Source organism: Sulfurisphaera tokodaii str. 7, from assembly GCF_000011205.1.
Taxonomy (GTDB): domain Archaea; phylum Thermoproteota; class Thermoprotei_A; order Sulfolobales; family Sulfolobaceae; genus Sulfurisphaera; species Sulfurisphaera tokodaii.
Genome location: NC_003106.2, coordinates 2,528,291 through 2,543,258 on the forward strand (window position 1 = coordinate 2,528,291; position 14,968 = coordinate 2,543,258).

The 14,968-nt window shown below is 32.3% G+C and carries 9 protein-coding genes; 5 read left to right on the plus strand and 4 right to left on the minus strand.

Translation table 11 applies throughout. The annotated features are described in order from the left end of the window. On the plus strand, positions 1–1,542 hold the full coding sequence (locus tag STK_RS13860; protein ID WP_010980611.1) for a type II/IV secretion system ATPase subunit: 1,542 nt from the start codon (positions 1–3) through the stop codon (positions 1,540–1,542). Next, positions 1,526–2,947, plus strand: coding sequence for a type II secretion system F family protein (locus tag STK_RS13865; RefSeq protein WP_010980612.1), 1,422 nt, complete (start codon positions 1,526–1,528; stop codon positions 2,945–2,947). Before STK_RS13860 ends, STK_RS13865 begins: the two co-directional genes overlap by 17 nt. A gap of 740 nt (positions 2,948–3,687) precedes the next feature. Here STK_RS13865 and malA read toward each other — a convergent pair. Beyond that, positions 3,688–5,613, minus strand: coding sequence for an alpha-glucosidase MalA (malA, locus tag STK_RS13870; RefSeq protein ID WP_010980614.1), 1,926 nt, complete (start codon positions 5,611–5,613; stop codon positions 3,688–3,690). 12 nt (positions 5,614–5,625) lie between these two features. Here malA and STK_RS13875 point away from each other — a divergent pair, with 12 nt between their 5' ends. Genes STK_RS13875 through STK_RS13885 form a run of 3 tightly spaced genes read left to right on the plus strand, consistent with a single transcriptional unit; the run spans position 5,626 to position 11,173 of the window. After that, positions 5,626–7,566: a GH116 family glycosyl hydrolase gene (locus STK_RS13875; RefSeq protein ID WP_010980615.1), complete on the plus strand. Its 1,941-nt coding sequence runs from the start codon at positions 5,626–5,628 to the stop codon at positions 7,564–7,566. Then, a complete protein-coding gene (locus STK_RS13880) occupies positions 7,563–8,666 on the plus strand; it encodes a hypothetical protein (protein WP_010980616.1) in 1,104 nt (367 codons plus the stop codon). Before STK_RS13875 ends, STK_RS13880 begins: the two co-directional genes overlap by 4 nt. After that, positions 8,663–11,173, plus strand: coding sequence for a GH116 family glycosyl hydrolase (locus STK_RS13885; RefSeq protein ID WP_010980617.1), 2,511 nt, complete (start codon positions 8,663–8,665; stop codon positions 11,171–11,173). The genes STK_RS13880 and STK_RS13885 overlap by 4 nt, the downstream gene beginning before the upstream one ends. Positions 11,174–11,195: 22 nt before the next feature. On the opposite strand, the gene STK_RS13890 is transcribed toward STK_RS13885, so the two are convergent. From STK_RS13890 to STK_RS13900, 3 genes are all read right to left on the minus strand, one after another. Then, on the minus strand, positions 11,196–11,681 hold the full coding sequence (locus tag STK_RS13890) for a hypothetical protein (protein WP_010980618.1): 486 nt from the start codon (positions 11,679–11,681) through the stop codon (positions 11,196–11,198). Further along, positions 11,678–12,535 carry an ABC transporter permease gene (locus tag STK_RS13895; protein ID WP_010980619.1) on the minus strand — a complete coding sequence of 286 codons (858 nt, stop codon included), beginning with the start codon at positions 12,533–12,535 and terminating at the stop codon, positions 11,678–11,680. The genes STK_RS13890 and STK_RS13895 overlap by 4 nt, the downstream gene beginning before the upstream one ends. A 371-nt stretch (positions 12,536–12,906) precedes the next feature. After that, on the minus strand, positions 12,907–14,928 hold the full coding sequence (locus STK_RS13900) for an ABC transporter substrate-binding protein (RefSeq protein WP_069168215.1): 2,022 nt from the start codon (positions 14,926–14,928) through the stop codon (positions 12,907–12,909). Between the last annotated feature and the right edge of the window lie 40 nt (positions 14,929–14,968).

The window sequence follows — 14,968 nt, forward strand, 5'->3', positions numbered from 1 at the left end:
ATGAGCTTTGTTAATGATTATATAGGGAATTTAAAGGAAAAACCTATTTTAGTTGATAATCCCAATTCTCTAAAAGGATCTAAGAGTTATAATGCAATATATAAAGTAGACGATAACATCTATATACATGTTCAAAGTTTACAATCTGAAGATGGATATAATCAATATACTGTAATTGAACCACCAAGGCCTAAACCAGAAGAGATGGAGGAAATTGAGGAAAGATTTGCTAAAGTGATAGGAGATAAAGATCCTCCAATAACTATTGAAGAGAAAGAAAAATTTATTATACAAAAATTAGAAAAAATATTAAGTAAGATGAAATTATCAGTAGCTAAAGAATATGTTATTTATCATTTTATACGAGATAAATTATATTTAGGAATAATCGAACCACTAATTAGAGATCCCTATATTGAAGATATATCCCTACCAGGGTTAGGTCATATATACATAGTGCATAAAGTTTTTGGTCCAATGAGAACATCAATAAAAATAGAAAAAGAAGAAGAATTAGATGATTTGATTATATCCCTAAGTGAGAAGACATATAGACCGGTATCTCATAATAGGCCTATTGTTGACGCAAGTTTACCGGATGGTTCTAGAGTAAATTTTGTTTATGGAATAGATGTAAGTAGAAGAGGTTCGAATTTAACTATTAGAAAATTCAGTAAAGTTCCAATAAGTATAACCCAGTTAATATCTTTCGGTACTATGTCTCCACTATTAGCTGGTTATATTTGGATGATGTTAGATGAAGGTATGAATTTATTTGTATGCGGTGAAACTGCTTCTGGTAAAACTACGACCTTAAATGCAATTACTGCATTTATTCCGCCAAATTTAAAAATAATTACGATTGAAGATACGCCGGAGTTAACTGTTCCTCATTCTAACTGGGTTGCGGAAGTGACTAGGGAAACTGGAGGAGAAGGTACAATAAAACTATTTGACTTGCTAAAAGCTGCTTTAAGGCAAAGACCAAACTATATTCTCGTTGGCGAGATAAGAGATAAAGAAGGAAACGTGGCTTTTCAAGCTATGCAAACTGGTCATTCGGTAATGGCAACATTCCACGCTGCAAACATAACAACTTTAATACAAAGACTTACAGGATATCCGATAGAAGTGCCAAAAACTTATATTAATAATCTTAATATAGCTTTATTTCAGACAGCATTATATGATAAAAAAGGGAATCTGATTAGAAGAGTTATTGAAGTTGATGAGATAATTGACGTAGATCCTGCTACCAATGATGTAATTTACATACCTTCATTCACTTATGATGCAACAGAAGATAAAATAATTTTTGCAGGAAGAGGTTCATCATATTTAATAGAAAATAAAATAGCAATAAGAAGGGGAGTTAGTAGGAAAAATATTGGAATTCTCTATGATGAATTAAACTTAAGGGCTGAATTTCTTAGAATTTTAGTTGAAAAAAAGATATTTAATTATTTTGATGTATGGGAATATATTCTTAGAGCGAGACAATTAGGCCTAGAGGAGGCAGTTAGATATGTTAAAAATATTTAACAAGAGAGATGAAGTAGATTCAAAATACATATTTATGATAGCTTATATGTTAGCATTGTTTTCATCGGGAGTTCCACCAGAAATAGTTATTCTTCATCTATCTAGAGAAAATTCATTTGAACCTTACGTCAAATTTATAAAAAAGATAAAAAATCTAGTGTCAGGATATAGGTATAAATTCTCGTCAGCAATATCGTTTACGACTAAAACTATTAATATTAGATATTTAAAAGAATTCCTAATAAGATTCTCACAAGCTGTTACATTTGGAGATGATATGGTAGAATTTCTGACTAGAGAGATAGACTTCTCATTATCTGAATATAACGCATCCTCCACTAGATTAATAGAATCAATGAATAACTTTCTTACGGTTTATGCTACTTTAAATAGCTCTCTCACGTTTTTAGTAGCTGATATGACAATATTATCTTTAATTTACGGTGGTGGAACTGCATTAATAGTACAACTTGCAATACTGTCCTTTGTACTATTAGGAAATTTAACTGTTGTAATGTATATGTTATATAGACCAGAAAGTTATATGAGATATGGTAAAAAAGATAAAACTATTCTGTTTTTATCCATAATGATACCTGTTTTGTTATCATTTATATTTACCTCATATATAACGTTGTTAATAATAGGCATAATACTAGCAATCATCGGGTTTAGATATAAAACATTTGAGAACAAAATTTATAATATAGAGAGACATTACATACTTTTTATAAGATATTTTTCTAGAAATTATGCAATAGTAGGTAACTTAAAAGAATCACTGATTGCTGTATTAAGAGGAGATTTAGGTGATGTGAAACCATTAATAAAAAGGGCTATAAATAGACTTTATCTAGGTATAAATAAAGAAAAAGTATTCAAATTAATAGGTGATGAAAGTAAAAGTGTTCTAGTGAGTATGTTAACTAAGGTTATATATGAAACAATAACTATGGGTGGAAATATTTTAGTTGTAGGAGAGATCTTAAGTAAGATAGGTGATTCAATATTAAATATAAGAGCTAGGAAAGAGCAAAATGGAAGAGCGTTCGAGACTTCAATTTATGCATTACAAACTGCCTCGGCAGGAATATCAGCTGCATTAATATCTATTGTAGGAATTTTAAGTAGTATATTTTCAATAGGGGCTGTATCTACAGTTTTTAACTTTACGCCAGTAAATGTAGATTTAATATCCAAAATATTGCTTATCATTATATTAATTTTAAGCTTTGCAAATGGGATTGCAATCACATTAGCTTATGGAAGATCCATATATGCGGGCCTATACTTTATAGGAATATTATTAATACTAAGTTCAATAACTTATCATATAGTCCTAATACTTACTGGGGATATATTTAGGGAGTTATCCTCTCCATCAGGAGTCTTACATGTTCCTTAGGTTTTCCTAAATATCTCTCAAAAAATTACGTAAATACGATTTTTGAATAGGAAAGATTAGGCCCAGCAACAAAAAAAAAACAAATTTAAAAAAATTCCATATACAGATATAATTTCATAAATTATTATGGAAAGGATTAATTGTTAAACTATATCTATTTATGTATTTTAACTAGTTATAATCACGTATTAATGGGTACGAGTTTTTCAAAAATTGTGTCCTTATTTTATTCTATTTTTTATCATATACAAATTTTATTATATAATCTCTGCAAAAATTACCAAGTTCTAAAAAGGTAAGTAAAGATACTAATTTGCCTGTTATTGATACTCCAATAAATAACCATGCCCAAAACTTTGTTTTAAATCCGCCTAGTATTGATGCAGCGGAAATGTTTATTTTTACCATATATAAAAACAAGAGATGCAAGATGCGATTACATCAAGTAGTGCTAAGAAGATCTGATACTTAAAAACTTAATAGAAATTAGCAGATAAGTAAGTAGTTAAGTTAATAAAGTCACTAGGTTAGAATATCACTAGGTTATAAATTTATGAAAACGAATCGTATATTTCGATGGCTAGATTTAGTGCTCTATAGGGTATATTCACTATAAGGATAGTATATACTTTAATGATAGCATTATAGAATATAGTAGCGTGAGTAAAAATGCTTATATAACTCAAAATAATTCAAAAAGAACGTAAAATCTAACTCTTGAATGAACACTGTGTCGTTACTTACAAGCTAATTTGAGTAATAACTTTATCTACTTTGACTATTCCAAATTCACTTATAATATTTCTAACATATGTTGGTGAGTTAAACGTTATTTTCTTCTCTTTCCTTGCAGCCTTACCCTTAATCTCACCGTCACCAAAAGAAACTATATCGCCATCATCTAACTGTATTAAACTTCCTTCCCTTATATATATCGGTAAATTGCTCTTACTATTCACCCAACCTTCACTTATTTCTTGATTCCAGAACTCCATCCACTTACTCTTTCTTGGTAAATAGACTATCCTCTTATCACTTTTCTCTATGATAGGAGCATAAAGTACATGTTTACCAACCAAGTATTCATCATCAATCCTATATGTATTTTCGTCATCTGGAAACTCATAAAACAGTGGTCTAATTATAGGATGTCCAGTTTCATGTGCTTCTATAGCTAAAGAATATATGTAACTTAAAAAGTTGTACCTAGTTTCTATCACTCTTTTCACTCTCTCTTTATAATAATCTGGCAGAAAAGTCGGTTCTGTGTCTATCCCGTCTTTACCCTTGTGTGTTCTAAACATCGGAAAGAACATTGCAATCTCAAAGTACTTAACCAGTAATTCTAACGAGTTATCTATCTTTTCAAACCCTCTACCCTGGAAACCACCAATATCAATCCCTATATAGGCTATTCCAGAAATTGATAAGCCAAGGATCAACTGTAGTTGTAGTTTTAAGTCATCCCATGATGGCGTATTATCACCTGTCCAAATACCGGCAAACTTTTGTATTCCAGCATAACCGCCCCTAGTGAGTATGAACACTTCTTCTTTGTTCTTAAATCCCTCATACGTTGCCATAGCCTCGTAATAGGGATAAGCATTCCTAACCAATTCGTGGTATACTTTTTTGCCTTTATGATAATGGATTACATTCTTAGGAAAGGCTAATAATAATCTATCTCCACCCTCTTTATACTGTGAGAAGTCTGTTGGTTCGTTCATATCTAACCAGATACCATCAATACCTTGGCTTAACCATTTACTAATTAACTCACTCCACCACTTCCTAGTTTCTTCTCTAAAGAAATCCGGATATACTGAGTTACCAGGCCATAATTTTCCAACAAATAATTCTCCCTTATCAGTCTCACAATACTTACCTAGACCAGACAAAAATACGTCATAATTCTGGTCAGCTTTTATTGAGTGATCAACTATTGTTATTATCTTTACACCCCTTCCATGAACTTCTTCAATAAACTTTTTCACATCTGGAAACTTTTCCTTATCCCAAGTAAATAATTTGTATGAGTCCATATAATCAATATCAAGGAAAATTCCAGTAACTTTGAATTCCTTCATTAAATCAAGTAACTTAACTATTTCATCTTGAGGAAAATACGAGAATCTGGAAATTAGATAACCGAAAGCCCACTTTGGGGGTAGATAGGGCTTGCCAGTAACATCTGTATATTTCTCAATAACCTTTTCTGGTGTTGGACCCTCAAATACGTAAATTTCTACGTCTTTATGTGGTATCGTAATTATGACTTTTGAATAGTGAGTAAAACCAACGTCTATAATGACTTTTGAAGCAGAATTTACAAAATATCCGGTAGCTTTTCCCTTGTAAATGGAGATGAAGAAGGGAATATTAGCATATAATGGATCCTGGAATCTTTTATAAGCCCCCGCGTCTACATTATACATCACGTATCTAAACCTTTTTCTGTCAAGTTCAGTTGCTTTTTCTCCTAAACCAACTATGTGTTCCTCTAATTCTAATTTCTTTTCTACGACAACGGAATTTTCGCCTTCAATTATTTTTAATCCTTCTGGTATTTTATCTACCCTTTCTCCTTGAAAGTTAAACTCTACTGGGGGTATTGGATTATTTACTCTTATTCTATAAATCCCATTTCTCTCTTCGACTTCAATCATAGGTAGAGATTTATGCTGAAAAATAAATCTTTTATTATGGATAATGGCATACCTTTAGGAGGTTTAGGTACTGGAAAGATTGAGTTCTTCCCAGATTTAACAATTGGTAATATTACTATAATGAATAATTGGAGTAAACCATTAAGAAATATTAGGGGATTTCATATAGTCAAAGATGGGATATTTCTTCAAACAAATCCCGGTAGGAATGTTCCATCACCTCCTGAGTATAAGAAGGTTAAAGAGATAAAGGTTATAGAGAAATTCCCTTTAATAAAATATGAAATCCCGGAAGTTAATGTTAAGATAACTATTTATTCTATAATTAATAAGGATTTGAAAGAGTCTTCTTTACCAGCAGTAATAATTAAGGTTAGAGGTAATGGAGTCTTTGCAATATCTTTTCCTAATATTGTGGGTAGTAGGAGGGCTGGGAGAGTTAATTATGCATTGAAGAAGAAATTAAATGGTGTATTGTTCACTAATGAGAGGTCTTTACAATGGGATCCTGCTTATGGTAATATGTTTTTAGGTTGTATAGGTTGTAAAGTTTACGCGGGTTATTCGTTTTATATACCATCTGAGAGGGGAATGACTGAAGATATTTCACCACTGCTTTCTCTAGGTGAAAAAGATTATTATAAGATTGAAAGTTATGCTAGGGAAGAGATTGCTGGGATTGTTTGGAAAGAAATTGATGGTGAAGACACGTTTGTTCTCTCTTGGTATTTTAATGGTAAGCCACATCATTATCCCTATGGTCACTATTGTGAGAATTGGTTTAGTAATTCTTATGAAGTTGCAGAATACATCTTTACTAATGAGCCTAAAATGGGGCTTGAGGATGAGGATTCGTGGATTAATGAAGCATATAGGGATGGTTTATATATTCTCACCCACAGTTGGTTTACTAAGGATGGTAGATTTGCTATCTATGAGGATCCAGAGATTTCTCTTTTAATGAATACTATAGGAGCCATGACTTGGGATTCTGCATCTTTTCCTTTGCTTGAGCTTTACCCAGATTTAGTGAAAAAGATGGATGAGTATTTTGGTTTATTTATTAGAAATGGTGAGGTACCGCATGATTTAGGTGAGGAAAGTATTGAGGCTCCAATTTATGGTGCCTCTTATGGCTATCCATGGACAGATTTAGGTTCTACTTGGGTTTTAATGATATATAGAGATTATAAGTTTACTAATGATTTAGCTTTTCTAAAGAGAAATTACAGAAAAATGAAGGAAGTTATAGATTGGTTAATTTCTTTAGATAAGGATAAGGACTGTATTCCCGATAGTAAAGGTGGGTTTGATAATTCTTATGACGGCACTTATATGTATGGCGCTTCATCATATGTAGGATCAATGTTTCTCTGTGCTTTAAGGGCTTTTATCTCAGCTTCCAAGATTCTTGGAATGGAGTACTCAATATATGAGGATTGTTTAAGAAGAGGTATAATGACTTTTAATTCCCTATGGAATGGTAAATATTTTATTGCGTGGAAGAGTGATAACAGAAAAAAGGAGAGTTGTATGAGTTCTCAAATTTTGGGTCAATTCTGGTGTGATATTTTAGGTTTAGAACCTATAATTGATGAGGATAAGATTGTTCAAGCTTTAAGGAGTATTTATGAGTTAAATGGTAAAGCATCGAAGTTCTGTCTTGTAAATTCTGTTAACCCAGATGGTAGTATTGATACTGAGACTGATCAGATGAGGAGTTGCTGGTCTAGGGTTGCTTTTGCTGTTTCTGCTCATATGATAATTAGGGGTTTAAAGAATGAAGGAATTGAGATTGCTAATAGGGAGTGGGAGACTATAAAGAGTTTGGGGAAATGGAATCAGAGTTCTAGGATTGATGGGATGACTGGTAATAAAGTTGGACTACCTTATTATATTGGTAGTGCTTCAACATGGTTTATTAAGTTTGCTTTAACTAACTTCACTAAATGAGAAAAAACTTCCTTATTTCGTCATGGCTCTTCGGTTTTGGGAATAGTATTTCCTCTCCATTAGTTTCACTTTACATTTATGTTACATCATCAACATTTTATGCGTTAAAATTTATACTTTTTAATTCACTCTTTATCTTAATGTCATATTTTATAGCTGGTTATATACTTTCAATAAAAACTAAAGTGTTAAGTTTATATAAGATTGGTATATCTCTTTACATTACTTTTTATCTCCTTTTAGCTTTATTAAATGTGAATTCTTACAAACTGGTAGACTTAATTAGCGTTATCTACGGCTTTGCTCAAGGATTTTATTGGTTTGGTTGGGATGTGATTTTTTACAATACTCCAAGAAAAATGGAGTTCTTTAATAAATCTTCTTACTTAGGTTATTTAACAACTCTCCTAGCTCCAGCAATTTATGATATAGTCCTATCTATTTTTCATAGTACCGGTTATATAATTCTTTTCATCTTATCTTCTTTAATTTTACTTACTGTAATATTACTAGTGGAAGATATTAAGATTAACGTTAAGCTTAATTTAAAGAAATCTTTCTCTGTAATTACTAAAAATGAAAATTATAAGTATACAATGGTTGCCTTAGCACTGGTTGCTGGTTATAATTATGTTGTGGGGAATTTGAACCCAATCCTCATGTATAAGATCTTCTCTGGTAACTATACATTTTTCTCTATAACCAACTATATCTTAGGGCTTATATCTCTATTGTCTGTATATTTTATTAGAGGTAAAATAATAAATAAGGTTAGGCATAATTATGTTGTTTTATCTTCCTCTCTCCTTCTAGTTGTTGCTACTTTCTTTATACTTCTATATCCTCTAGTTTATCTTATATTCTATTCGTTCTTCTCTCCCCTAATCTACCCTATAATAGATGTCCATAACTGGAACAATATAGAGAGAAATCTTCTTTTACCTTACCTAATAAATAGGCAAATATTCCTTAACATAAGCAGAATAATGGCTAGCCTAATGGATATTTACGTAGTTAACGTTGACATGGGGATAATTGTTTTAATACCTTTACTTATATCTGCTTCAGTAATATTTTATTCTTGGAGGATGAAAGTATGAAATACTTGTATTCTTATGCTCTGGACTCTGGAGTCGTGTTAGGTGGTATAGGTACTGGATCTATAGAAATAAGAGCTGATGGGAGGTTGTATGATTGGACAATATTCAATAATGGTAGTTATGCTGAAAGACAAGAGATTAGAAGGGTTTATTATCTCACTCAAAACGATTTCTTTACTGGAATAAGATATGGAAATAAGGTGAGGATTCTCCAGGCTTATGATTATTATTTTGGTGCAAGCCCCTATTACACACCATGGTTAAGACCTGTAAAGAGTTTAGAATATATGGGAGAACCGCCTTTTGCATTCTTAAACTTTAAGGATGATTTTGAAGTTAAACTAAGAGCATTTTCACCTTTCATACCGCATGACCTTAAGAATTCCTCCTTGCCAGTTGCAATATTTGAATATGAGGTTGATAAGGATTCAGATTTTATAGTAGGTATAAGAAATCCATTTGAAAGCGGTAGAATCGAGTTTAAGAGGGATACTTTAGTTTTTTCTGGTGAGGTTACCTCTAAGGATCCTAGATATGGTGGTAATTTATGTATAAAGGTTGTTAGAAGTCCATGGCTTGCAAAGGGAGATAACTTTCCTCTATTTAAGGAGTGGAATGAATTTAGAGAAAAGGGATATATTTCCACTAATCAAGGTGATAAATGGGGTTTTATTGGTAATAAGAATAAGAAGTTTACTGTAATACTAGGCTGGTATTTTCCAAATCACTTAACTGCTAACGGCAAAAACATAGGCCATTATTATGAAAACTTCTTTAATAACTGTCTTGATGTCGTAAATTATGCTGAGGAAAATCTTATCTATCTAGAAAAAATGACTAACGAGTTTCATGATGCTCTTTATAATACTCGAGGAGTTGAGAATTGGATAGCTGATTTGGTTGGATCCCAGTTGACAACTCTTATTAAATCTACATGGTTGTCGAAAGATGGTAATTTCTATATCTGGGAAGGATATTATCAGACCTCAGATGAAAGAAAGGTTGGTGAGCATCCATATACTGATGGGCCAGTTAATACTGCGTTAAATACCATCGATGTTTCCACGTACTTTATTTATACTCTTACAGTATTATATCCACAATTAGCAAAGAATTTGCTTTTAACCTCTTCTAGGAGTGCATTAAGTTACGATAACCCTCTATATATTTTTTACTCATTAGCAATGCCAGAGAATAGATCAAAATATGTAGAGAGAGTGATTAAAGATCCCTCTATTCCCTCTTCTATCGAAAAGCTTTTGCAAACTGTAAAAGAGATAGCTAAGGAAACTGGAAAAGATCCCAAGGGAAGAATTGCTCATTATATATATAGAGATTTAAAATTTGATGAATATGGTAGGAACGATTTAAATCCAGAATTTGTACTAATGTGGGGTTTAGTTTCTAAATATACTGGCGATATTGAATTTATGAAATCCTTATATCCTGTAGCAAAAGAGGCTATGGAAAGTGTTTTAAGGACTCATTCTTATGAAGGTTTAATTTATAGTAGATTACCTAGTGGTTTTGAGTGGAATAGACAAGTGTTTTCTTATTTTAAGGACGTTAATATTTATGATAATCTCTTCTTAGTTGTCTCTTTATTAGGTATAGATTCCTTTCACATGAGTGTTAACACTTTTGATGATTGGACTACAATTGGTATTAACTCTTTTGTTTCTCTTCTAGGTATTTCGGCTTTGAAAATACTAAACGAGTTAGGAGGAGATAAATATAATGTTGAAAACGCTCTCTCACTTTATGAGTCTATGCTTTGGAATGGCGAATATTTTGACCTATGGTATGATCCAATATCTGGATATAGGGATAAAACTTGTCAAGCTTCACAACTATTAGGCGAATTTTATTTAAACTTATTAGGTTATTCTCTTCTAGATAGAGAGAAGACAAGGAAAACTCTACTATCTATTGTCAAATACAATTTGAAAGAAGAGGAAGGAGTGATTAATGGTGCTTATCCAGATGGTTATAGGCCTTTAATGAGGGAATATGAAAATCCATTAAAGATTAAAGAAGCTAGCATTCATCAAGATACTCCTTGGAGTGGTGTTGAGTTTTACTTAGCCTCTCACTTAATTTATGAGAAAATGATTGATGAGGCTAAGAAAGTGTTAAAGGAAGTTTATGATAGATATTCTATTGCTGGCAACTTCTGGAATCATTGGGAGTGGGGTTCACATTATTCAAGACCTCTATCCTCATGGCTAATAATTCCAGCATATTTAGGACTTATTTATGATGGTGTTAACAGAGTCCTTACTTTAGATCCTGCAATCGAGGAATTATCGTGGATAATTGTTTTGCCAGACTTTTGGGGAAGGATTAATGTAAATAAGGAAAAGACAGAAATTAAGATTATTGAGGGTAAAGCTGTTTTAAAGAAGATTGATATTAAAGGTAAGAAGATTACAAGAATAGTCGCTGATGGGAAAGTTGTTGATGGGGATATTATTGCTGAGAAGGAGATAATTGTTGAATATGAGTAAATAAGCTTACCTTTCATTGTGCTCATGTAAGAGTTTTATCTAGAAAAATTCTAAATTTTTCATCATAATTATATAATGTTGTGTAAGATTTTGATAATTTACCACAGACATAAATACCATCTTCTCCTTTATTTAAACTATACCATGTAAGTTTTGGTTTATATGTCTCTATTTCCTCGAAGATCTTTTCATACATTTCCCTTAATATACTTACTTTAGTGTTTTTTATTATCTCTTCCTGTCTTTCATTCAGATAGTAGGATTGATTATATAAGTTTTTTAATATATCAGTCTTATCTATTTTTTTCTTGTTCATGTGCTGTAAAGACTCGTATCCTTCTCTCATTAATGTAATAACTTGGTTTAAATCTAATCCTTCAATACCTTCTTTTTCCTCGTTTTCGCACTTAGGTATGACTAAAAATATTCTGTCTTCTGGTAAAGATACTTTATCAATAAAAAACGAGTCAATTGCTATTTTGTTAAAAACATAATAGGGGATGTTCATGCTCTTAGCCTTGGATTTGTTATTTCGTCTATCCCGTAACTTAGTAAAATCAACCCAAACATTAACCCTATTACAGCCAAGCTTGGGAAGATTAAATACCAGACTCCTTTTCCTCCGAAAATAGCACCCATATTAAGTGCTTGATTTATCATATACCCCCAGTTATTTGGATTAACTGGCAATACACCTAAGAAATAAAGACCAACAGCCGCATAAAGGGCTCCTTCAACATTGAAAATAAAGTGTACTGCTATATATGAGCCTAAATTTGGAATTATTTCTCTGAAGATAATATGTAAATTACTAAGACCTAATATTCTTGAAATTTCTATGTATTGCATTGATTTTAACAAGAGAACTTGTGACCTAATTGATCTTGCTAATCCTGTCCAACTCATGGAACTTAATATTAATGCCAAGATAACTGGGTTTGAAGTTCTGATAAGTGTGGCTAAAATAATGTAAACCACTAATGTAGGTAGTGTCATTACAATATCGTTTATTGCCATAAGTATGTTATCAGCAATCCCTCCTAAATACCCAGCAGTTATACCAATTAAAATTCCTATTAATGTAGTAAATAATCCCGCAAGCAAAGACAATTCTATAATGAATCCAGCACCGTAAACTATATTAGCTAATATACTTTCACCTAAAGGACCTGTACCTAGGATATAATAAAAGTTTGGTTGAGGAGGAAGGAAGATTTTCTTAGCATTTATTGTTGATACTATTGGTGGGCGAATGAAGAACGGGAAGATAAATGCTAAAATTAAGTAGAAGACAAGTATAATTAGCCCTACTCGACTCTTTTTATTCCTCCATATTAACTTTATATATTCTAGTATGTTCATATTAAAATATTCATATTAACAGTATTTATCTTTTCTGACGCTGTTTGTCCATACACTTTCATTTCAATTATAATTGAGTATAGGACTTAGTCCTCATTGTTAGTTGGTCTTAGACTCCTTTAAACCAACGTCACGATGCTCATATTTCTGCTATTTTTGGAAATATGGTGGAAGTTTATCGTTTATTTTCTTAAGCTTTTTCTTATTTTATAAATTGAAAATATAATGAGAAAAAGTGATAGGATGAGGATATAAAGTAAGATGGGAAGTACTGCCATATTATTATAATCAAAAATAAGGGAAAAAATTGAGAGGAATAAAAAAATGTATCCTATAGCTAATAAAACCCTATATTCTTCTAGCGTTTTATTTTACCTCCTTCTTCTTAGCAGGAGTACAGCAACTATAATAACCACGATTATTATCGCTACAGCTACTCCTACTATTAATCCTACATTAGTAGTACTCACAGTTACAGTTGATGGAGGTACTACAGAGGTAGTTGTAGAGGTAACGGTAGAGGTAACTGGTACTGTAGTTGTAGAGGTAACTGTTGGTATTGATGTCGTAGTTGTAGTTACTGTTGTAGGAACAAGATATCCATATTGGAATCCCGCTTGTAAGAGTGCTGTTCCTCCAATTCCATATAATGCTTCTTCCCAGAACCATGAGCTTGATGGAGGGGCTGATATTACATTGGAATTGTAAACAATTACATAATCTGTATAGACTAATGGTAATACTGGCAGATAGTAGTTTAATGCATATGCTATTTCATCATTTGCTGCTATTAATTGCGAAGTTGAATTTGGTGCAGTCGATTCTACGTAAAGCTTTGACATATTATATACACTACCATTAGGTAATGGGACTAGTAGGTCCCAGTGAGTTACATTGTATGGTATTCCGCTAAGATATTGTAGTTGTAAGTACCAATCAACTGTACCAGGATAGTAGCCGCCCCATGCCTGGAATACCAAACCATAATCTCCAGATTTGTAAAGTTGGTGATTTATTGAAGCAATAGTTGAAACTGAATAGGTAGTCGGAATACCGAATGACGTTAGTTCATCAGCTATTAATGTTAACATTGAAGTTACTCCTGGTGATGAACTAATTGTGTCTGTAATATTTAATGTAAACGGTGTACCAGCGGGGGTATACCATTGTCCGTTCTTTTCAGTAAAACCAACACTTTCTAATAATTCTGCTGCTTTAGTTAAGTTTACATTATATGGATTTAAGTTAGATACTGCGGGGGTTCTAAATTCATTAAAGTATGAGAAGTTAGGTATTCCATTTGGTACATGGACTGGAGAATATTTTGCACCACCTACTAAAGCAACTGCAGTCCTATTTATTATATAAGCTATTGCTTGTCTCACTTGCACATACTTTAACCATGGGTTTTGCAAGTTGAAGTATAGTCCATATCCACCAGGTTGAGGTATTGAGATTACCTTATAACTACTAGGTAATGATGATAAAGCTAAAGATGGTAACGATGTAGCCCCTGTATAAAGTAAATCTATTTCACCTGTTTTTACTCCTGCTAATAGGTCTTGAGAAGAAGTATATTGATAGATTATTACTTCATTCCATGGAACCATATTTGCAGCATAAAATCCAGGGTTCTTTGATAATACTATTTCACTTGGAGTTATTTGACTCACATAGAATGGTCCGTTATAGTCTGCAGAAATTGAGGCTACTAACGCTGGGTTAAAACTTCTTATCATACTTCTAAATACTGTAGTCTTTACTTTACCTTCTTGTAATAAAGTCCAGTTCCCTTCAATTTGTGTAATAATTGGCTTCCATACTTGGTAATTAGTTATAACTGCAACTTCACCTAATCCTACCGTATCCAAAAGTGTGAAAGGCATTAAATATGGTGAAACGTAATCCTTAGGGTATGAGATAGTTATTGTGTAATTGTTAATCACGGTGTAATTTGGAAATGGCGGAGCACTATACATATCTAGAATTAGACATGTTGCTAAAATATCGTAAGCAGTAACTGGTTGTCCGTTTGCCCAATGAGCATTAGGATTCAAGTATAGTGTCACATTAACACTACTGAGTGAATTAAATTCTTGAACCCAGTTTGATGGAGAGAACGTCCAGTTCTCCACAATCCCAGGTAGCATTTGATTGTTAGAAACATTAAGTATTGCAGAATAAGCATAGACGAGACCATAAAATGCTCCTCCAAGTCCACCAGAGAATATGTTCGGATTATATGAGGATAAGCTAGTGTATGGAGAACTAGTTACCCAACCAATTGTTAATACGTTCGAAGTTTGTGAGTTTGTAACTATAGTTACAGACGGTAATATTAAGCCTAGCAGTAGAATAAGTAGTGGTATACTATACAGTATTTTAGTCTTCATTCCAATCACAAAATAAAAATATATAATCATGATATATAAA